Annotated in this window: 18 protein-coding genes; 10 read left to right on the top strand and 8 right to left on the bottom strand. The window is 63.2% G+C overall.

Annotated elements, in window-relative coordinates; translation table 11 throughout:
• The first annotated feature begins 79 nt into the window (after positions 1 to 79).
• The 6 genes from NKH36_RS23545 (at position 80) to NKH36_RS23570 (ending at position 8015) form a co-directional block, all read left to right on the top strand.
• Complete coding sequence (locus NKH36_RS23545; protein ID WP_352960711.1) at positions 80 to 940, top strand: FAD binding domain-containing protein; 861 nt, start codon at positions 80 to 82, stop codon at positions 938 to 940.
• Complete coding sequence (locus NKH36_RS23550; protein ID WP_352960709.1) at positions 940 to 1416, top strand: (2Fe-2S)-binding protein; 477 nt, start codon at positions 940 to 942, stop codon at positions 1414 to 1416. The genes NKH36_RS23545 and NKH36_RS23550 overlap by 1 nt, the downstream gene beginning before the upstream one ends.
• Positions 1417 to 1432: 16 nt before the next feature.
• Positions 1433 to 3697 carry a xanthine dehydrogenase family protein molybdopterin-binding subunit gene (locus tag NKH36_RS23555; protein ID WP_352964792.1) on the top strand — a complete coding sequence of 755 codons (2265 nt, stop codon included), beginning with the start codon at positions 1433 to 1435 and terminating at the stop codon, positions 3695 to 3697.
• Positions 3697 to 3942 (top strand): MoaD/ThiS family protein, encoded by a 246-nt coding sequence (locus tag NKH36_RS23560; protein ID WP_097572157.1) that lies wholly within the window; start codon positions 3697 to 3699, stop codon positions 3940 to 3942. The genes NKH36_RS23555 and NKH36_RS23560 overlap by 1 nt, the downstream gene beginning before the upstream one ends.
• A gap of 255 nt (positions 3943 to 4197) precedes the next feature.
• Complete coding sequence (locus NKH36_RS23565; protein ID WP_352960707.1) at positions 4198 to 7602, top strand: adenylate/guanylate cyclase domain-containing protein; 3405 nt, start codon at positions 4198 to 4200, stop codon at positions 7600 to 7602.
• Positions 7603 to 7634: 32 nt separating this feature from the next.
• On the top strand, positions 7635 to 8015 hold the full coding sequence (locus NKH36_RS23570) for a YybH family protein (RefSeq protein ID WP_352960706.1): 381 nt from the start codon (positions 7635 to 7637) through the stop codon (positions 8013 to 8015).
• A gap of 610 nt (positions 8016 to 8625) precedes the next feature.
• Here NKH36_RS23570 and NKH36_RS23575 read toward each other — a convergent pair.
• The 8 genes from NKH36_RS23575 to NKH36_RS23610 form a co-directional block, all read right to left on the bottom strand.
• Positions 8626 to 9045 carry a DOPA 4,5-dioxygenase family protein gene (locus NKH36_RS23575; protein ID WP_352960705.1) on the bottom strand — a complete coding sequence of 140 codons (420 nt, stop codon included), beginning with the start codon at positions 9043 to 9045 and terminating at the stop codon, positions 8626 to 8628.
• A 124-nt stretch (positions 9046 to 9169) separates the two neighbouring features.
• Entirely contained in the window at positions 9170 to 10666 is a 1497-nt protein-coding gene (locus NKH36_RS23580; RefSeq protein ID WP_352960762.1) for a serine hydrolase, read from the bottom strand.
• 174 nt (positions 10667 to 10840) lie between these two features.
• A complete protein-coding gene (locus NKH36_RS23585; RefSeq protein ID WP_352960704.1) occupies positions 10841 to 11599 on the bottom strand; it encodes an ABC transporter permease in 759 nt (252 codons plus the stop codon).
• Positions 11596 to 12372 (bottom strand): ABC transporter ATP-binding protein, encoded by a 777-nt coding sequence (locus NKH36_RS23590; protein ID WP_473596543.1) that lies wholly within the window; start codon positions 12370 to 12372, stop codon positions 11596 to 11598. Before NKH36_RS23590 ends, NKH36_RS23585 begins: the two co-directional genes overlap by 4 nt.
• Entirely contained in the window at positions 12372 to 13418 is a 1047-nt protein-coding gene (locus NKH36_RS23595; protein WP_352964707.1) for an ABC transporter substrate-binding protein, read from the bottom strand. The genes NKH36_RS23590 and NKH36_RS23595 overlap by 1 nt, the downstream gene beginning before the upstream one ends.
• Positions 13419 to 13487: 69 nt before the next feature.
• Positions 13488 to 13925, bottom strand: a complete 438-nt coding sequence (locus tag NKH36_RS23600) for a VOC family protein (protein ID WP_502912098.1) — start codon at positions 13923 to 13925, stop codon at positions 13488 to 13490.
• A 2-nt stretch (positions 13926 to 13927) separates the two neighbouring features.
• On the bottom strand, positions 13928 to 14659 hold the full coding sequence (locus NKH36_RS23605; RefSeq protein WP_352960700.1) for a FadR/GntR family transcriptional regulator: 732 nt from the start codon (positions 14657 to 14659) through the stop codon (positions 13928 to 13930).
• Positions 14660 to 14668: 9 nt separating this feature from the next.
• Positions 14669 to 16120 (bottom strand): FAD-binding oxidoreductase, encoded by a 1452-nt coding sequence (locus NKH36_RS23610; RefSeq protein ID WP_352960699.1) that lies wholly within the window; start codon positions 16118 to 16120, stop codon positions 14669 to 14671.
• Positions 16121 to 16460: 340 nt separating this feature from the next.
• Here NKH36_RS23610 and NKH36_RS23615 point away from each other — a divergent pair, with 340 nt between their 5' ends.
• The 4 genes from NKH36_RS23615 to NKH36_RS23630 are packed head-to-tail and all read left to right on the top strand — an operon-like array spanning position 16461 to position 20172.
• The gene (locus tag NKH36_RS23615; RefSeq protein ID WP_352960698.1) at positions 16461 to 17201 is read left to right on the top strand and encodes an ATP-binding cassette domain-containing protein; all 741 of its coding nucleotides are present in this window, start codon (positions 16461 to 16463) and stop codon (positions 17199 to 17201) included.
• The gene (locus tag NKH36_RS23620; protein ID WP_502912099.1) at positions 17191 to 18318 is read left to right on the top strand and encodes an ABC transporter permease; all 1128 of its coding nucleotides are present in this window, start codon (positions 17191 to 17193) and stop codon (positions 18316 to 18318) included. Before NKH36_RS23615 ends, NKH36_RS23620 begins: the two co-directional genes overlap by 11 nt.
• 52 nt (positions 18319 to 18370) lie before the next feature.
• Positions 18371 to 19375, top strand: a complete 1005-nt coding sequence (locus tag NKH36_RS23625; protein ID WP_352960697.1) for a sugar-binding protein — start codon at positions 18371 to 18373, stop codon at positions 19373 to 19375.
• A gap of 47 nt (positions 19376 to 19422) precedes the next feature.
• Entirely contained in the window at positions 19423 to 20172 is a 750-nt protein-coding gene (locus tag NKH36_RS23630; protein ID WP_352960696.1) for a glucose 1-dehydrogenase, read from the top strand.
• Positions 20173 to 20232 lie beyond the last annotated feature (60 nt).

The raw sequence follows: 20232 nt of genomic DNA on the forward strand, positions 1-20232 counted from the left end.
GCTGATGCAGAACCGGATGACCATTCCGATCCAAGGCTCTATAAGAGGCCGACAGGATTGCGATGATCAAGGGGAGACGATGCGCTACATACGTCCGCTTTCAATGGAAGATGCCGTTGGCCAGTTGGCCGGGTCGACCGGCACGGCCGCCATTCTCGCCGGAGGCAGCGACCTCCTGGTGAGGATGAAAGGCGGCTTTATCGAGCCCGACCTGATCGTCGACATCAAGGCGATCGACGGACTGGGCGAGATCAGGGAAACGGCGGAGGGCTTCGTCATCGGTGCTGCGGTCTCCTGCGCCCTGATGGGAGAGAGCGCGGCCTTGAAGAGGGAATGGCCGGGCGTCGTCGAAGCGGCCAAGCTGATCGGCTCCAAGCAGGTGCAGGGACGCTGCACAATCGTCGGCAATCTTTGCAACGCCTCGCCGGCAGCCGACAGCGTGCCGGCGCTGGTGGCCGCCGGCGCCAGGGCATTGATTATCGGGCCAGGAGGCAGGCGCACGGTTCCCGTCGAAGCCGTGCCGACCGGGCCAGGCAAGACGTCGCTCGCCAAGGGAGAGATCGTCGAGGCGATCCTGCTTGACAGGCGCGCCCCCCGCTCCGGCGATGCCTATCTGCGTTTCATTCCACGCACGGAGATGGACATCGCCGTGGTCAGCGCCGGGGTGAACCTGACGCTCGATGAGCAAGGGGTCGTCAAATCGGCCCGCGTGTCACTGGGCGCCGTGGCGCCGACGGTGCTGCTGGTGGAAGAGGCGGCCGAGGCCCTCATCGGCAGGAAGCTGGACGAAGCAGCACTGGAGCGGCTCGCCAAGGTCTGCTCCGGGGCCTGCCGCCCCATCGACGACAAGCGGGGCACCGTCGAGTTCAGAAGAAAAGTTGCGGGCGTGCTGGCCAGGCGGGCCGCCACGACCGCCTATGCACGCGCAGGAGGCAAATGATGGCTGGTGTAGCAGTCTCAACGACAATCAACGGCGACACTATCGAGTACCTTTGCCAACCGGACGAGACGCTGCTTGACGTGCTGCGCGACCGCCTCGGGCTGACAGGCGCCAAGGAAGGCTGCGGCACCGGCGACTGCGGCGCCTGCAGCATCATCCTCGACGACCGGCTGGTGTGCTCGTGCCTGGTGCTTGGCGCGGAGGCTGAAGGCCGGCGCGTCGAGACCATCGAGGGCATGGCGCATGGCGACAGGCTGCATCCGCTGCAGCAGAAGTTCCTCGAGCACGCAGCGCTTCAATGCGGCATCTGCACGCCGGGCTTCCTGATCGCGGCGAAGGACCTTTTGGCCAAGAACCCCGACCCGACCGAGGAGGAAATCCGCTTCGGCCTTGCCGGGAACCTCTGCCGCTGCACCGGCTATGACAAGATCGTGCGCGCCGTCCAGGACGCCGCCATCGTAATGAAACAAGCGTGATGAAGGGAGCATGACGATGAACTTCGATCCGCGCTATTCCGGACGCAATTTCACCTCCGTCGGCACGCGTCCCCTCCGCCCCGACGGCGTCGACAAGGTCACGGGCCGCGCGCGCTATGGCGCGGACTTCAATATGGCCGGCCAATTGGTCGGGCGTGTTCTGAGAAGCCCGCACCCCCACGCCACAATCAGGAAGATCGACACCTCCAAGGCGGAGAAGCTCGCCGGCGTGAAGGCGGTGATCACCGCGGCCGACCTGCCCGACCTCACCGACGGCGATGCTGCCATGTACGACATCCTCGACAACTGCATGGCGCGCAAGAAGGCGCTCTATGACGGCCATGCCGTGGCCGCGGTCGCCGCGGTCGACGCCCGCACGGCGAGGCAGGCGCTGAAGCTGATCGAGGTCGACTATGAAGTGCTGCCGCATGTGGTCGATGTCGACGAGGCGATGAAGCACACGGCACCCCTGCTCAACGATGCCATTTTCACCGAGGGCCTCGAGGAAAAGCCCGTCAAGCCTTCCAACGTCACCAAGCGCACCCAGTTTGGCCACGGCGACATCCATGAAGGTTTCGGCCATGCCGATTTCGTCGTCGAACGTTCTTTCAAAACCGAGCAGACGCACCAGGGCTATATCGAACCGCATGCCTGCGTGGCTAATGTCAGCTCCGACGGCACCGCCGATCTCTGGGTCTGCACGCAAGGCCATTTCGTCTATCGCCAGCATTGCGCCCAACTTCTTGGCATGGAGGCCTCGAAGCTGCGCGTCACCTCGTCGGAGATCGGCGGCGGCTTCGGCGGCAAGACCCATGTCTGGGCCGAGCCGGTGGCGCTGGCGCTGTCGCGCAAGGCCGGCCGGCCGGTCAAGCTGGTGATGACGCGCGACGAGGTGTTTCGCGCCTCCGGCCCAACCAGCGCCACCTCGATCGACGTCAGAATCGGCGCCCGCAAGGACGGCACGATCACCGCGGCCGAGGCGACACTGCGCTATTCCTGTGGCCCTTATGCCGGCATGTGGGCTGAGATCGGCGCCATGACGGCGTTCGCCTGCTACAGGCTCGAGAACGTCAGCACGGTTGGCTACGAAGTTCTGGTCAACCGGCCGAAGACGGCGGCCTATCGCGCGCCGTCGGCGCCGATGGCGGCGTTTGCGGTGGAAAGCGCGGTCGACGAGCTGGCCAAGGAGATCGGCATGGACCCGGTCGAGTTCCGGATCAGGAACGCCGCCCAGGAAGGCACTAGATCGTCCTACGGTCCGGTATATGGCCCGATCGGCATCGGCCCGACGCTCGAAGCGGCGAAGAACCATCCGCACATGAAGGCACCGCTGGGCAAGAACCAGGGCCGCGGCATGGCTTGCGGCTTCTGGTTCAACTTCGGCGGCCAGACCTGCACCGACCTCAACATCGGCATGGACGGCTCGGTTTCGCTTGCCGTCGGAACGGTCGATGTCGGTGGTTCCCGCGCGTCGCTGTCGCTGGTGGCGGCGGAGGAACTCGGCATCGCCTATGAGCAGGTCAAGGCCGTGGTGGCCGACACCTCCAGCCTCGGCTACAACGACATGACGGACGGCAGCCGCGGCACCTTCTCCTCCTCCATGGCGACGATCTCGGCCGCCCGCAACGCCATTAAGATTCTGCGGGAACGCGCCGCGCAGATGTGGGACATTCCCGTCGACGACGTGGTCTGGGAAAAGGGTTATGCCATCGCCAAAGGCGAGAAGTACGGCAACCTTGCGGCGCTGTCCCTCAGGGAGATCGCGGCCGCGTCAGGAAAGACGGGCGGGCCGATCGCCGGCCACAGCGAGCTCGTCGCCGACGGCGCCGGCGTCTCCTTCGCCACCCACATCTGCGATATCGAGGTCGATCCGGAGACCGGCGCCACGAGGGTCCTGCGCTACACAGTCGTGCAAGACGCCGGCAAGGCGGTGCACCCGACCTATGTCGAGGGGCAGTACCAGGGGGGTGCGGCGCAAGGCATCGGCTGGGCGCTCAACGAAGAGTACATCTACGGCAAGGACGGGCGGCTGCAGAACCCCGGCTTCCTCGACTACCGCATCCCGGTCTGCTCTGACCTGCCGATGATCGACACGCAGATCCTCGAGATCCCGAACCCCAACCATCCTTACGGGGTGCGTGGCGTCGGCGAGACCTCGATCGTGCCGCCGCTGGCGGCGATCGCCAATGCGGTGTCGAACGCGGCGGGCGTGCGGATGACGCATATCCCGATGTCGCCGCCGCGGATTCTCGCGGCGATCGAGGCGGAACGGGGAGACTGATGGTCGAAGTGACGCTCTGGGGATCGCTTGGCGCGCTCGCCGGAGGCAAGAGCAAGGTCGAGATCGAGGCCAAGGACATAAGGGAGCTGTTCAGGAAGCTGGCTGAGCAGTATCCCGGCCTCGAGCCCTTGATCGAGAAGGGCATTGCGGTAGCGATCGACGGGACGATCTATCGGGATACGTGGTCGAAGGAACTGCCGCCGGGGGCGGAGATTTTCCTGCTGCCGAGGCTGGCTGGAGGGTGATGGGGGGAGAACGCGCGGTATAAAGAATGGCAGCTTTGCGCCGCATGTCGGCCGTAGCGTGTGACTTTGCCCTGCCCATAGCAGACATCGGCGGGGAACACGCTGCAGGCCGCGGTTGTGGCAATTGGCGACGTTTTGCGGGGTTCTCACCGAATGTCAGGCCCGCGACACACGAACTCGCGTGTTATCGCGATGCCTTTGTGATATGTTTCCTGCCCCACCGAAGCGAGGCCAAATGGCTGCGGAGGGAGCCTAATGAATATCGCAGTTTGGCTCAGAGGTTTAGGCCTTGAGCAGTACATTTCGGCTTTCGACGAAAACGCGATTGATGCCGAAATACTGCCGCGCCTCACCGCCGAGGACTTGAAAGAAATCGGGGTTGCCGCGCTTGCCCACCGCAAGCGCATCCTGGAGGCAATTGCCGCGATGCAAGGAGAGCCGGCGTTAGAGCCGGCGAAACCAGCTTCAGCCTCACCAATCCGGACGTCGGCTTCGGTTGACCGGTTCGGCGAACCTGGACGGCCTCGCGAGGCAGAACGGCGTCAATTGACGGTCATGTTCGTGGATCTCGTCGGTTCTACCGCGCTTGCGACGCGGCTTGACCCTGAGGAGATGCGCGACCTTTTGAGGAAGTTTCAGAATACTGTCGCTGGCGAAGTCCTCCGCTTCGAGGGACACGTCGCCAAGCTTATGGGCGACGGAGTATTGGCCTATTTCGGTTGGCCGCAGGCACACGAGGACGAGGCCGAGCGCGCTGTTCGCGCGGCGCTAGCGGTGGTCGCTGCCGTAGCCGACTTGTCTTTGGGTGACGGGCAGCAACTTTCGGTCCGCGTTGGCATTGCAACTGGCGTCGTAGTCGTGGGCGACCTGATTGGTGTAGGTGCCGCGCAAGAGAATGCAGTCGTGGGCGAGACCCCCAATCTTGCAGCTCGGCTCCAAACTTTGGCCGAGCCGGGAACGGTAGCCATCTCGGAGCTTACCTATAGACTTATCGGAAAGCTGTTCGAGGTGACCAGAATCCGGCCGCAGCGGTTGCCAGGCTTCGACGCGCCCATAAACGCATTCAAGGTGATTGGAGAGGGACGCGCCGAGAGTCGATTCGAAGCACTTCACGCAGCCGAATCTGCGCCGCTTACAGGGCGGGAACATGACATCGCCCTGCTCCTCGATCGGTGGCGGCTTGCCGCTTCCGGGGAAGGCCAAGTTGTCGAGCTATTCGGCGAGGCTGGCATAGGCAAGTCCCGCATTCTGCAAGAACTGCTGGAGCGCCTAAAAGACGAGGCACACACGCGACTGCGGTATTACTGCTCGCCTTATCACCTCGAAACTGCCCTCTATCCTGTGACGGATCAGTTGCTCCGGGCCGGGAACATCAGGCGGACGGACCCGCCCGAGCGTCAGCTTGACTTTCTTGAGCAACTGCTCGCCGGTTCGACAAAGAACCCCAATGAGGCGATACCACTAATCGCGGCATTGCTGTCGATTCCGACCGAGGGACGCTATCCCAAGCTCGACCTGATGGCGCAAAAACAGAAGTCTCGCACATTCGAGGTGCTGATCGAGCAGCTGGAGGCACTGGCCCGCAGCAAGCCGGTCCTGATGCAGCTTGAGGACGCGCATTACCTTGATCCGATGTCCGCCGAGCTCTTCGACCAAATCGCGGGCCGGATTCAACACTTGCCTATAATGCTGATTGCAACTTCGCGACCGGAAGGCGCCGTGCGCTGGGCTGGTCTTCCGCACGCGACTTTTTTGACCCTGAATCGGCTCAGCCGTTCCCAAGCGGCCTCTATCATTGCAGCGATGACGGGGGGCAAGCAGTTGCCAGCAACAGTGCTGGATCAGGTTCTGTCGAAGACCGAGGGCGTGCCGCTTTTCGTGGAAGAGTTGACGAAGGTCGTGCTTGAATCGGGCCTGCTTGAAGAGCGTGACGGCGAACTCGTGCTGGCGGGCCCACTGCCTCCGTTTGCCGTCCCGGCCACTCTGCACGACTCGCTGATGGCCCGGCTGGATCGGTTGGCGTCGGTCCGGGAGGTCGCGCAGATCGGGGCAGTGATCGGTCGCGAGTTCAAGCACGAGTTGCTTGCCGCAGCGGCTGGACTTCCTGATTTTGAGCTTGAGCGGGCAACGAACGAGCTAGTAGCGGCCGGCCTTGTTTTCCGCCGCGGCAGTAACAGCCAAGTAACTTACGTCTTCAAGCATGCGCTCGTGCAGGATGCGGCCTACAGCAGCCTCCTGCACAGCCGCCGCCAGCAGCTTCATGCCCGGATTGCGTCCATTCTCGAGGAACGCTTTCCCGAAATCGTAACCACAGAGCCCGAACTGCTTGCCCACCACTTTGGTCAGGCGGGCCTTGTGGAAAAGGCTGTCGAGTACAATGAGCTCGCTGGTCGTCGGGCGCTTTCTCGCTCTGTCCTGACTGAGGCGCTCGCCAGATTCGACAACGCCCGAACCGGGCTTTCGGCGATGCCACCGTCCGAAGAGCGTTCGCGGCGCGAACTTGCAATCCAGTTGGCGCTCGGCAGTACCCACGTTGCTGCGCACGGCTTCGCCGCACCTTCGACAGCGACCGCTTATGGTCGCGCGCGCGAACTCTGTGAAGAGCTGAGCGATACACGTCAGCTCTTTCCGGTTCTTTACGGTCTATGTCTTTACCACCTCTATGCTGCCGAGTTGGCGGAGGCCCGCAGCGCAGCGGACCGCCTGCTTGAATTGGCGGAAGCGAGCAGCGACCGTGGGCTGTCGTTCTTTGCTCATCGGGCGGCTGGGGTCAGCGCGTTGCCTGCCGGCGAATTCGCCCGCGCCCGGGCACATCTCGAGCAGGCGTTGGTTCTCTACGATCCCCAGGAGCACAGATCGCCGGCGTTTGTTTACGCCTTCGACCCACGGGTCGTGTGCCTGGACTATCTCGCCCGCACATTGCTGCCGCTTGGGTTTCCTGATCAGGCTCTGGCGGCCAACAACGAGGCGGTTGCTGAAGCGCATCGTGTGGGCCATCGCAACAGCCTTGCTCTGCCATTATTCTTCGGCGGCGTCATCCGCCAGATCCTTGGCGATCGCGAAAGTGTCCGGGAATGCTGCGCAGAGTTGACCCGCATTGCCAGCGAAGCTGGATTCCGCTTTTGGCTTGCCGGCGCCACAATCTTGAGCGCTTGGACACTCGCTGAGGCGGGCGATGCCGATCGGGGTCGCCTGGAACTCCAACGAGGCCTTGTTGAGTGGCGTGCGACCGGCGCGGAATTCATGGTTCCTTATTTCATCGCCCTTCAGGCGCAGATCGAGGTCAGAGCCGGCGACCACGATGTTGCACTCCGTTTGCTTGAAGAAGCACATGCCAGGATCGAACGCACCAATGAACGATGGTTTGCAGCCGAGGTGCTACGCCTACAGGGCGAGGTGCTCCTGCAGTCGGGAGAAGACGGAGTTGCACTCGCCGAAAATCGCCTTTCTGACGCGTTGGCGATTGCCCAGGCCCAGGGCGCGCGATTCTGGGAGCTGCGTGCTGCACTGAGCCTCGCGCGGGCCGACTGTCCCATTTCTGGTGCTCGCGAGCGGCTCGCACTCATCATTTCCGGGTTTACCGAGGGACAAACCTTGCCTGACCTGCAAGCCGCACGAGCACTCGCAACACCGGCTGAAGGTCTTCGGGCGGCCAATTAATAGAAATTGGCGACAGACAAAGGAGGAACGCCATGGCACAACCGACCGAGAATATCCGCGACGTGCTTCTGAAGGCGAATGATGGCTGGAATTCGGCCTTCAATAGCGGCAATGCTGACGCAGTCGCTGCTCATTACACACCCGACGCGGTTGTATTGCCGTCCACCCATGCCTTCATAAGGGGGACGAGCGCTATCAAGGACTTCTGGAAGGAATTGATCTCGGCTGGTGTGGGGAACCATGGCATCGAACTCGTGGCGACATTGCCTACGCGACCGGGAAATGGTCGGCCGAAGGCGGCGAAACGCAGCGCTACGAAGGATCCATCGTCACAATCTTCCGACGCGAAACTGATGGATCGTGGAGAGTATGCCTCCACACTTGGAACTGATGCGCTGCTTCCTGGCGTTTAATCTCGCCGACCGACGGCGGCAAGAAACCGTGGCATATTCACCTGCCGGACCACCAGCCGTTCTCGTTCGCCGGCCTCTGAGCGCATGACAAGAAACTCGGCATCACCAACTGCACGATCATCACGGCGCCGGCAGTCGAACCGGTGAGCCAGATCCACTTGCACAGGAGCGCCCGCGATACCCGTCAACGCTCCGTCTTTCTGCAACTTCGCATCGTGCGCGTGGGCTGCGTCTCGAACGCCACTGCGGTCGGTATCCCTCACGGCTCTATATCCAATCGTCACGAATTTCTGCACAGTCGTTCCCTTCAGGTTCTTGGTGAACTGCGGAGCCTTGCTCGCAAGGCATGCATCTTGGCCGCATGAAGCGCAACTTAGATCGGCACTCTCCGGGCGGCCTTCACTTGGCCCTGAGAGAGCAGCTGCCACCCGTCTTTGCAGCTTGCGACGACGCGTTTGAAACAGAGTTACCAATTGGGTTTCAGCAGCGTCCGCGGTGCGAATGGCCGTTTTTCCTTCCTCGATCTAAACCGGACCGACTGGATTCGGCCCCAAGGCAGACAGTTGTCTTCGGCCAAGTCGGGCCGCCGCCAGCAATAATTCGTCCACCTCTACGCCCCCAGCGTCGGCTCGGTATTCACCTCCAGAGCCTCCTCCGCTTCATCCTCCTCGCCGAGAACCTCGCCGTTCACCCCCAACGCCCGCCCGATCCAGATCGGGTCGACCAGATGGTCGCGCTTGGGGTTGGTGGTGTTGGGGTGGATGAGGATGCTCAGGCCGCCATGGTTCAGCATCAGCCATGGAACCAGCGAAGCGAAAATCTCGGTGGCGAAGGAGACCTGATACATGGCTTGCTGATGCGGGCCGACCGGTTCGTCGCGCCAATTGCCCAGGCGCACGCGGAAACGCTCGCCGATGCGCAGGCGCAGCCATTCGGCATGCCGCCGCTCGGCCTGCCCGTCGTAGTAGATATGCGCGTGATAGCTGGCAATTTCCGAAAGCGGCCTTGGACTGGCGGCGTCTTCGTTCACCTTGATGCTCTCCTTCGATGATTCCGGCAGACCCGACGCATGGAAGGTCGGCCTTGTCGAGGCAGCGTTGATGCCGGCGTCTTGCCGAGGGATAACCGGGACAACCGTCTCACTACCATTGACCCTAGTCACCCACGCGCGCCAGCGTGCCGAGATGATTGCCGTCGAGAAATTCCACTGTCATGGCCGACGCCTTGCCGTCGGGACCGATGATGAAGCTTACGGCCGAGGGCGCGTCCGGCGTCTCGGCGTCCGGATAGGTCAGGAACAGGTCGCGGTCGAAATGCTCCAGTGAATAGGACCGGGCGCCGCCCGGCCCGACCTTGAGCACAAGGTCGTCGCCCTCACCCGACACAACCGCATCGCCGATGAAGTCGTTGAAATAGCGGCCCTTATAGGCGCTGGCCGACCCGGCCGGGCTTGCCGGAGACGGCGGCGCGGCATAGATGGCCTTGGCCCTCGCGACCGCCGGGCCGAACAGGCTCGCATAGGTGTCATCCCATGCCTTGACCCAATCCTTCTCGACCGTTCCATCAAAGACGAGATCGGCGAAGCTGTCGGACAGCCCTTCCGGTACCCCTGTCGAAAAGGCGTTGGCGACGATCACGATGCCAAGCTTCTCCTCCGGGAAGAGCGTCACCAGGGTGCGTGCGCCGACACTGAAGGCGCCGGCATGGCCCCAGCTCAGACCGTGCCGGCCGAATTCGACATTCCAGCCGAGGCCGTAGAAGGACGTGCCGCCCGAGACGGGGTTCTTGCCGCGAGCCATCAGCGGAACATGCGTCTGGTCCAGCGCGTCGGCTTTAATGAGTGTCTCGCCGGCATAGACCCCATTGCCGAGTACGAGGCGCACCCATTGCGAGAGATCGCGTGCCGTGGAGCTGACGCCGCCTGCCGGCGCCTGCGCATCCGGGTCGCGCTTTACCTTCGCAGTCCAGACGCCGTCGATCTTGACGTGTAGCGCAGCGCGATTGGCATGCTTGATGAAGTCCGCATGACGCGAACTGGTCGAGGCCATTCCAAGTGGACGGTAGAGCTTCTCCTCGGCGATCTCCTCCCAAGGCTTGCCCGTCGGCTTCGCGGCCGCGACGGCACCCTCGGTCAGGCCGAAATTGCTGTAGGAGTAGCCGGCACGAAAGCTCGACGATGGCGATACGAACCGCAGACGGCGCAGGATCTCCGCGCGATCGTAGCCAATGTCCTCGAGGTCGTCTCCGGCCGTGCCGGGAAGTCCGCTGCGGTGGGCAAACAGGTCGCGGACCGTGAGTTCGCTGGTCGGATAGGGCTCGGACAGCCGGAAGGCCGGATCGAGATCGGCGATTTTGGCATTCCAGGAAACGATGCCCTCGCCGACCAGCGCCGCCACGATCGTTGCCGAGACCGGCTTGGAGAGCGAGGCGATCTGGAACACCGTGTCGGCGTCGACGGCCTCCGGTTTGCCGGCCTCACGATGCCCAAACCCCTTGAGGAAAACCACCTTGTCGTCATGGACGACCCCGATGGCGAGACCAGGCACCCCACCATCCGCGACGACGCCTTCGGCGAGCGCTTCGAGCTTCGACAGGGCGGCAGTGATCCGGTCGGGCGTGTCGGCCGACGCAGCATGCGGCGAAAGCACCATGACGGCTATGAAGGCCCACACCCCCCAACGGCGGAAATTCCGACCCACGCTCGAGCTCCTCCCCTGCATGTACCTGGTCATAGTACAGGCAGGCCCAGGCGAGGCAACCCTCGCCTGTGCGGCCGAGCGAAGTCCCGGTGCGACGCCAAGCGGCCATACCTGAGAGCCAGCCGGTCAACGGTATCGAACGGACCACCGCTCAGTGACGACGACAGTCATGAAGAACCCGATCGACAACAGCGATGAGAGCACGATGGCGGCGTAGAGCCGGTCGGACTGATAGTTGAAGGTCGCCTGGATGATCAGCGCGCCGAGACCTTTGTCGGAGCCGATCCATTCGCCGACGATCGCGCCGATCACCGCGGTCGCCGAGGCGATCCGCAGCGAAGCGAAAAGCATTGGCAGCGCGCGCGGCAGGCGCAGGCGCCAGAATACTTCCCAGCGCGTCGCCGACAGCACGCGGAACAGCTCGTGCTCGCTGGCGCTCGCCGATTCCAGGCCCCGGATCATGTTGATCAGCGTCGGGAAGAAACAGATCACCGCCGCGATAACGATCTTGGGCAGCATGCCGAGGCCGAAGATGAGGATGACGACCGGGGCCAGCGCAAGCACCGGGATCGTGTTGAAGAACAGCACGACCGGAAAATAGGCCGCCTGAAGCGTACGGCTGTGCACGAAGACGATCGCCAGCAGCACTGCGGCGAGGTTGCCGAGCACGAAGCCGGAGAGCGCCTCGATGGCCGTCGGCCAGAGGTTCGACAGGAGAAGCGATCCGTTCCTGGCAAACACGCCCGCTATCGCGGTCGGGGTCGGAACGATATATGCCGGCACGCCGGCGAGCGGCAGCAGGAACTGCCATGCGAGAATGAGCGAGCCGGCGCCGAGGATCGGCAGCACGGTCTGTGCGAACGGCGAAAGCGCGCCCTGGTTCACGAGGCCGCTCCGAGGGCGGAACGCATCCTGGCCATTGCCGCGACGATCGCAGGGTCCTCGCGCGAGCATCTGTTGTCCGGCCCCTTCAGCGGACGAAGGTCGTGGTCGGCGACGATCCGTCCCGGATGGGCGGCAAGCACGATCACGCGCTGTCCGAGATAAACGGCTTCGGCGATGGAATGCGTGACGAACAGCACGGTCGTTCCGGTCCGCCGCCAAAGGTTCAGCAGTTCGTCGTTGAGGCGATCGCGGGTGATCTCGTCAAGCGCGCCAAACGGCTCGTCCATCAGAAGCAGACGCGGCTCGCCAAGCAGCGCCCGGGCGATCGCCAGCCTTTGGCGCTGCCCGCCGGAGAGCTGATGCGGCAGGCGCTCACTGAGCTCCGACAGGCCGACGAGTTCGAGCAGCTCGTCGGCGCGGTCGTCTATCATGCGCGACAGGCTGCGGCGGCCGACCTGGATCGGCAGCCGCACATTCTCGCGCGCCGTGCGCCACGGCAGCAAGGTCGAGTCCTGGAAGACAAAACCCACGCCGCGGCCGGAGCGCACAGCCGACGGCGTTTCGCCCATCACGCGTATCGTGCCCGCAAGTGGCGCCAGCAGATCGGCGACAACCCGCAGAAACGTCGACTTTCCGCACCCCGAAGGCCCGAGGATCGACAGGAACGTTCCGGCCTCGACTGTCAGGTCGAGACCGGAGATCACCGTCACGGGCGAGCGCCGGCCGGGATAGCCGACGTCGAGACCGGAGGTTTCGATGGCCGGCGCGGCCATCAAGAGGCGGGCGCGCCGAGCTTCGGCCGTTCAGCCGCACTGAGTTCGAGAATCTTCGTCGTATAGACGTCCTCGGCCTTCGGCCTGCCGTTCGGATACTGGCCGATCTGGTCAAGCAGCGCGATCTGGCTCTCGATCGAGCCAGGATCGAACGTGCCCCATCCATCCTTTTTCGTGTTGTCGTCGAACGACAGTTTCAGCACCAGTGGGATCGTCTTCTTTTCCCAGCCTGCGTCGATCTCGGGATAGGCTGCGACGAGCTTGTCGACCGCCTGCTCGGGATTGGCGTGGACCCAGCCCCACCCCTTGGCAACCGCGCCGATGAATTTTGCCAGGGTCTCGGAATCGGATTCGATGGCGCTGTCGGTCGCGAAGTAGACGTCGGCATAGGACGCCAGGCCCAGTTCCGACAACAGAAGATCGATGCGATCATCACCGACGACGCTGAGCGCCTGCGTGTTGGTGATCCAGCCACCGATCGCATCGACGTCGCCACGAACCAGCGGCGCCTTATCGAAGCCGACATTGACGATGGTGACCTCGGAAGGGTCGATCTTGTTCTTCGCGAGCATCGCATCGATGGCGAAGCGCGCGGTCGGCTGCGTGCCGATCCGCATCCCCTTCAGATCCGCCACCGACCGGATCGGCTTTTCCGGTTTCGACGTCAGCGCATAGGGCCCGGTGCGATAGCCGCAGGCGATGATCTTTATCGGAACGCCGCTCGCCCGCGCGGCATAGAGTTGAGGCGATTCGGAGAATTGGCCGAGCTGGGCGGCACCGGACACCACCGGCGGCACGGTGGCGGCGTTCGGTCCGCCAGGGCTGAACTCGACCTCGAGCCCGGCTTCGGTGAAGTAGCCATTGGCGACGGCTGCCACGTCGCCGATCTGGCCGTTCGACATCAGCCAATCATACTGGACGACGAGCTTGGCGGCTGCCGAGGCGCTGGCGCCGAACAGCTGAAGTCCCGGCCCGAAAGCCGCCAGGCCGGCGGCGCCGGCCTTCAGGATCGATCTGCGATTCCACTGCGATGTGTTCCCACTCATCTTCTTGCTCCGTTGTTGGACTTGTTTGCATGCGGCGCGGCCCTTCTTGCGAGGCCGTCGCGATCGGAATTACGCTTGCGTGTCGTGATAGTCGCCCGGTCCCGCGCCGGTCCAGGCGTAGAGCTCCCACAGCGTCCCGTCCGGGTCGTGGAAGTAGGCGCAGCGCGCGTTCCAGACATAGTCGCCGGGCGGCCCGACGAATGGCACTCCCTTGTCCGACAGCTCGGCGTAGAGCCGGTCGACCTCGCCGGCGCTTTCGAGTTCCATGGCGACGCATGCTTTGTGCGCATGCTTCGGTGAGCGGACATTCGAAACGCCGCAGTGGCGATTGATGTGATCCAGCTCCCATGCGGCTAGCGTCACACGCTCGGAATGAAAATCGACAAAGCCCTCGGCGCGGCGTCTGATCCGGTAGCCGAGCTTGTGCGTATAGAAGTCGATGGTGCGGTCGATATCCTCGACAAGCAGGCAGATATCGGTGATTGCCTTGGTCTGGCCGAGCGACATGGTCATTTGCCTCGATTGATCTTCGCGATGAGTTCGACGCCGACTCGCGATGCCGCGCCATCGATGTGCCGGCGCATCGCCTCGCCGGCAGCCTGCGGATCATGCGCGGCGAGCGCGTCGTAGATCCGCACGTGCTCGGCGACGTTGACCTCAACCAGGTCGTGGAGCGGATTGGTGAGGCGGGCATAGTGGATCGACTGGCGGATCTGCTCGCAGACGAAGGAAATGAAGGTGTAGATGTACCCGTTGCCGGTGGCCCGGGCGATCGCTCGATGGAAAAGCAGATCGGCCTCGATGCTGCCATCCTCCCAGCGCTCCTCGCCACCCATGCGGTCCAGCGCAGCCTTGATTGCGTCAAGATCATCGGATGCGCAGCGCGCTGCGGCCAGCGTGGCGGATTCGGTCTCCAGGATGCTGCGCAGCTCGAACAGCTGCTCCATGTTGCGCTGGTCTTTCAGCGCCTCACGGTCGATCCGGATGGCCGTCCGCTGTTCCGGCGCCATGACGAATGCGCCCACCCCCTGACGCGCCTCGATCATGCCGTCGGCGCGAAGCTGCGCGATCGCTTCCCTGACAACATTGCGGCTGACGCCGAACTTGTCGGCGAGCTGGCTTTCGGTGGGAAGCCGGGCTCCCGGGATGATGTCGCCGCCCTCGATCTCGCGGCTCAGATGCGAAGCGACGCGATGCGGAAGCGCCTCGACGCTGCCGATGATGGATGAACGCTGCTTCATGCGGCTTCCCTACAAATCGCCCCGATCAGGCATGAGACATCCGGGATTGAACAGGCCTGCCGGATCGAAGGCTGCCTTGATCGCGGTATGTAGCTGCCGCTCGCGCTGCGGTAGGCCGGCCCAGAACACATGGCTGCGGCTGCGACCGACGCCATGCTCGGCGCTGAACGAACCGCCGAGCGCTCCGACCAGTTCATAAAGTCGGGTCAAGACCGCCTGGCCCACGGTCCTCGCTTCGCCGGGCTCGCAATCGATGGGAGGCAGCACGTTGAAATGGATGTTCCCATCGCCCGCGTGACCATAGGTTAGGGATGTCCAGCCTGGCCACTCGCGCACGATACACGCGCGTGCTTGCTCAATCAGCTTCGGCACTTCGCTGAGGCGAACCGAGAGGTCGGTGCGGACATGAAAGCCACGCCGCGCCTGACCCTCAACCAGGCCCTCCCGGATGGCCCAGAATGCGGCGGCCTGCGAGCGGCTTTGCGCGACGACGCCGTCCCTGATCAGGTCGGTCTCGACGGCGCGCGCCAGCATCGTTTCAAGAAGTCCGCCGGCATCTATCCCTGGCCCGCAGGCGAGTTCGACGATCGCATGAACCGGACACGGTTGCGTCAACGGCGAGCGCAGCTTCGGATCGATGAGATGGGCCAGCGGCAGGCACTCTTCCCCGATGACCTCAAACGCGCTGAGAAGGTCGGAGCAGAGATGCCTCGCCATCCGGAACAGCTCACATGCCTGACGGAAGCTGCCCAGCCCGACATAGGCGGTCTCGACCTGTGTCGGCCGGGGCGAGAGCCTTACCTCTACGCCCGTGACGATCCCTAGCGTCCCCTCCGAGCCGACCATCAATTGCTTCAGGCTGTAGCCGCGATTGTCCTTGCGCAGCCCATTCATGCCGTTCCACAGTGTGCCGTCCGGCAGGACCGTCTCAAGCCCGAGCACCAGATCACGCGTCATGCCGTACCGCAGCACATTGATGCCACCCGCATTGGTCGCGACATTGCCGCCGATCGTGCACGATCCCTGCGCGCCAAGCGCGAGAGGGAAGGTCATGTCGGATGCTTCAGCGGCGTCCTTGACGTCCTGCAGCACGGCACCGGCATCGGCTTGCAGCGTGAAGTCGAGCGGATCGACCGAACGTATCCGATTGAGACGCTCAAGCGACAGCACGGCGCAGTCCGAATTGTCGGGAATGGCGCCGCCGGCAAGTCCGGTGTTGCCGCCTTGCACGACGATGGCGACGCCGCTCTGCGAGCACCATCTCACAAACGCCTGGACGTCTCCCACGGATTCTGGGCGCACGATGAAGCGGGCCCTTCCGCGCCTGTCGCGGCTCCAATCTATGAGGTAGCGTTCTGCCAGCGGCGACTGGCCGTCTATCAGCGCATCACCCGCCAACCGCGCAGGCAGCTCAGCAATTGCGCCGGAAGCTTCGCGTTGAGATGGGCGATCCGTGATCATCGCGTCAGATCATACGGTCATCCTACAACTTGGCAAGTCCCATTCTCGTTGCCGTCATCACTTCGGCGCCGAACTCCGCGGTCCACCCCGCAACCACGCCCGCGCCTGAACTGTTCCCCCTCGAAAATGCTACTTTACCGCCGGCCGGAGCCGACACTTAAAATGGTCGCGTGGAATCGAAGCCGGCTCAGTGACGATCTGCTCAGGGGTCCACCTGCCACCGTCTAACAGTGGATGCCGGTCTCCTTCGAATAAGTATTGTGTCGAATACATTTCGCTGATTAGCTGTCTTGCATAAGTCCGGGACAAGATTGGCAAATGTTGTCCGGGGAGGACGGCTATGCCAGTGCTTGAGGTTCGCCACGTTTCCAAGAATTTTGGGGCCATCCAGGCCCTGAGCGACGTCAGCTTCCAGGTGGAGCGAGGCGAAGTCGTGGGTCTGATGGGCGACAACGGCGCCGGCAAGTCCACCGTGGTCAAGACCGTGGCTGGCAATTTCCCGCCGAGCGACGGCGAAATTGTCGTGGACGGCGAGGTTTGCCATTTCCATAAACCCGTCCAGGCCCGCGCCAAGGGGATCGAAGTCGTTTATCAAGACCTGGCGCTCGCCGATAACCTAACGGCCGCGCAGAACGTCTTCCTGGGCCGCGAGATCAAGAAAGGCTTCTGGCCGATCAGGGTGCTTGACAAGCAGGCGATGATCGACCGCTCGGCAGCGCTGTTCAAGGAACTCAAATCGGAAACCAGGCCGCGCGATTTGGTCAAGAAGATGTCAGGTGGGCAGCGCCAGGCGGTAGCCATTGCGCGGACCCGGCTTTCAAACGCCAAGCTGGTGTTGATGGACGAACCGACCGCCGCCATCTCGGTGCGCCAGGTGGCCGAAGTGCTCGAATTGATCCGGCGCCTCAAAGCGCAAGGCGTCGGTGTCATGCTGATCAGCCACCGCATGCCTGACGTTTTTGCCGTCGCGGACCGCATCATCGTGCTCAGGCGGGGTTCGAAGGTTGCCGACAAGGACACCGGCAACACATCGCCCGAGGAAATCACTGGACTGATAACGGGGGCCATCCGTGGCGAATAGTGTTCAGGAGTCGGTTAGTGTTCAGGGGTCGGCCGAGCAAGCCGGCCAGCCGGCCATGTCGGACTTCGTCCCGACCAAGGAACAGACAGCTTTCCAACGCGTGATTTCAAGTCAGCCCTTCTGGGTGACGATCGCGCTGATCGCGCTCGTCATTTTGATGACAGCGATGGAGCCGAGCTTCGGCACCTCCGAAAACGTCGCCAATGTGACGCGCAATTTCGCGCCTTTCGGCATCATGGCGCTCGGCATGACGGTTGTGATCATCACCGGTGGCATCGATCTGTCGGTCGGCTCGATCATGGGCCTCGTGGTCATCGTCGCCGGCCTGTTCCTCACTTGGCATTATCCCTGGTATGTCGCCTTCGCCATGGGCCTTTCCTCCGGTCTGGCCTGCGGCGCGGTCAATGGATTCTTTGTCGCCTACGTCGGAATGCCGTCCTTTGTGGTCACCCTCGGCATGCTGTCCGTCGCGCGCTCGCTGGCGGTGGTATTCTCGGCCAATCAGATGCTCTACCAGTTCGGGCCCGATGCTCCGATCGTGAAGGCGATAGGTCAGGCGAAATGGCCGCGGCATGGACCCGAGGACTGGGCGCCGCACTGGATACCGGAACTGTCGTCGCAGTTCTGGACCATGGTGATCCTGGCGCTGATTGTCGGCTTCGTGTTCAATTTCACTGCCTGGGCCCGGCATCTGTTCGCTATCGGCGGCAATGAGGAGGCGGCACGGCTGACCGGCGTTCCGGTCGACTGGATAAAATTCCAGGCCTACGTTTTCTCGGCCTTCACTGCCTCGGTCGCCTCGCTCCTGCTCCTCGGCTACAACGGCTCGGCCATCAATGCGATGGGCCAAGGCTATGAGCTGCGCGTCATTGCGGCGACAGTCATTGGCGGCGCCAGCCTCATGGGCGGCGCCGGCACGGCCTTCGGTGCGATCATCGGTTCGGCGTTCCTCGAGGTGATCAGGAATGCGCTGCTGATGGCCGGCATCGATTCAAACTGGCAGGGTGCCTTCGTCGGCGCCTTCATCGTTCTTGCGGTTCTTTTGGGCATGCAAACCGGCGGCAAATCGATCCTCGCCGCGTCGCTGGCAGCCTTGATTCCCAAAAAAAGCCGTTAGAACCCGCCGGCGGGAGGCCTGCGGGACATCACACCAAGGAGGAGAACATCACATGAAAAAACATCTGCTGACGGCGGCTGTCGCGCTTGGCGCAATGGTGCTCGCCGTTTCCGGCGCCGAGGCGAAATACACCTTCGCCCTGGTGCCGAAGAACATGAACAATCCTTTCTTCGATCAGGCACGCGACGGCTGCAAGAAGGCCGAAGCCGAATCGAATGGTGCCCTGGAGTGCATGTATATCGGCCCCGGCGAGCATGGCGGCGGCGACGAGCAGGTACAGATCGTGCAGGATCTCGTGGCCAAGAAGGTGGACGGCATCGCCGTGTCGCCATCGAACGCCGCGGCGATGGCGGTTGCGCTGCAGGCCGCCAAGGAGGCCGGCATCCCGGTCCTCACCTGGGACTCCGACCTCCTGCCCGAGAACAAGGATCTGCGCGTCGCCTATATCGGCACGCACAATTATGAGATCGGCGCGAACCTCGCTAAGCTCGCCATGCAGATCAAGCCCAAAGGCGGCACGATCTGTATCCAGTCGGGTGGCGCGGCGGCGGCCAACCACAATGAGCGCATGCAAGGCATTCGCGACACGCTCTCGGGGACCAAATCGGCTGCCTCACCCGGCGACCGCCTGACTGGACAGAACGGCTGGACCGAAATCGAAGGCTGCCCACTCTACACCGACGATGACTTCCCGCGCTCGGTGCAGCAGTTCGAGGACATCATGGCGAAAAACCCGAACCTCGACGCGTTCATCCCAACCGGCGGCTTCCCGCAGTTCATCCCCGATGCCAACCGCGCCGCGGTCGGACCGTACAAGGACAAGATCGCCTCGAAGGCCCTGGCGCTGGTCGTCGCCGACACGCTTCCGGTGCAGATCGACCAGATGAAGGAAGGTTTCTCGCTTGGCCAGGTCGGCCAGCGGCCGTTCGAAATGGGCTACAAGACGATGATGGCGCTGAAGGACATGAAGGACGGCAAAGCTCCGCCGGCCGACCCGACCTACACCGGCCTTGACATTTGCACTCCGGAGACAGCGGATACCTGCATCGCCAAATAGCGCTATTGGGCGGGAGGAAACTCCCGCCCTTTTCCTAGGGGATCTCAATGTCGGAATTGTTCTCGCTCAACGGCCGTGTCGCGCTGGTCACGGGTGCTTCGCGTGGTCTCGGCTTCGCCATGGCCAAGGCACTTGCGGAAAACGGCGCGACAGTGATCGTCAATGCCCGCGATCCGGCCGCCCTTTCCGCGGCGGCTGAAAGGATCGGTGCCGAAGCCCTGCCGTTCGATGTCACCGACGCGGCGATCTCGAGGGCATCGCTCGAGGGAATCGTCGAACGCCACGGCCGCCTCGATATTCTGGTCAACAACGCCGGCATCCAGCATCGCAGTCCGTTGGTCGAATGGCAGGACGAGGATTTCGACCATGTGATTGCCGTCAATCTGTCGGCTTGCTTCCGCATGATGCGCGAGGCGGTGCGCCTGATGCTACCAAACAAGTTCGGGCGCATAATAAACACCGGATCGGTTGCAGCGATACTTGGCCGTCCCACCATTCACGCCTATGTGGCGGCAAAGGCTGGCCTGCACGGGCTGACACGCTCCACTGCCGCTGAGCTGGGCCGTCACGGCATCACCATCAACGCGATCGCCCCCGGCTATTTCGCCACCGAGCTCAATACGGCACTTATGAACGATGAGGCCTTCACCAAATGGGTCGAGACACGAACCCCGGCCGGCCGCTGGGCCCAGCCTGAGGAGCTCGGCGGAGCCGTGGTGTTTCTCGCCTCCGACGCTGCCGCCTACGTCAACGGACATGTACTGGCCGTTGACGGTGGGCTGTCGGTTTCGCTCTGACCTGCAAACTGCCTTTCAGGAAAATTTCAGCCGGGCAGCACCGCGAGGTCTGCGAAGACC

This window comes from Mesorhizobium sp. M1312 (assembly GCF_040318115.1).
Lineage (GTDB): Bacteria > Pseudomonadota > Alphaproteobacteria > Rhizobiales > Rhizobiaceae > Mesorhizobium.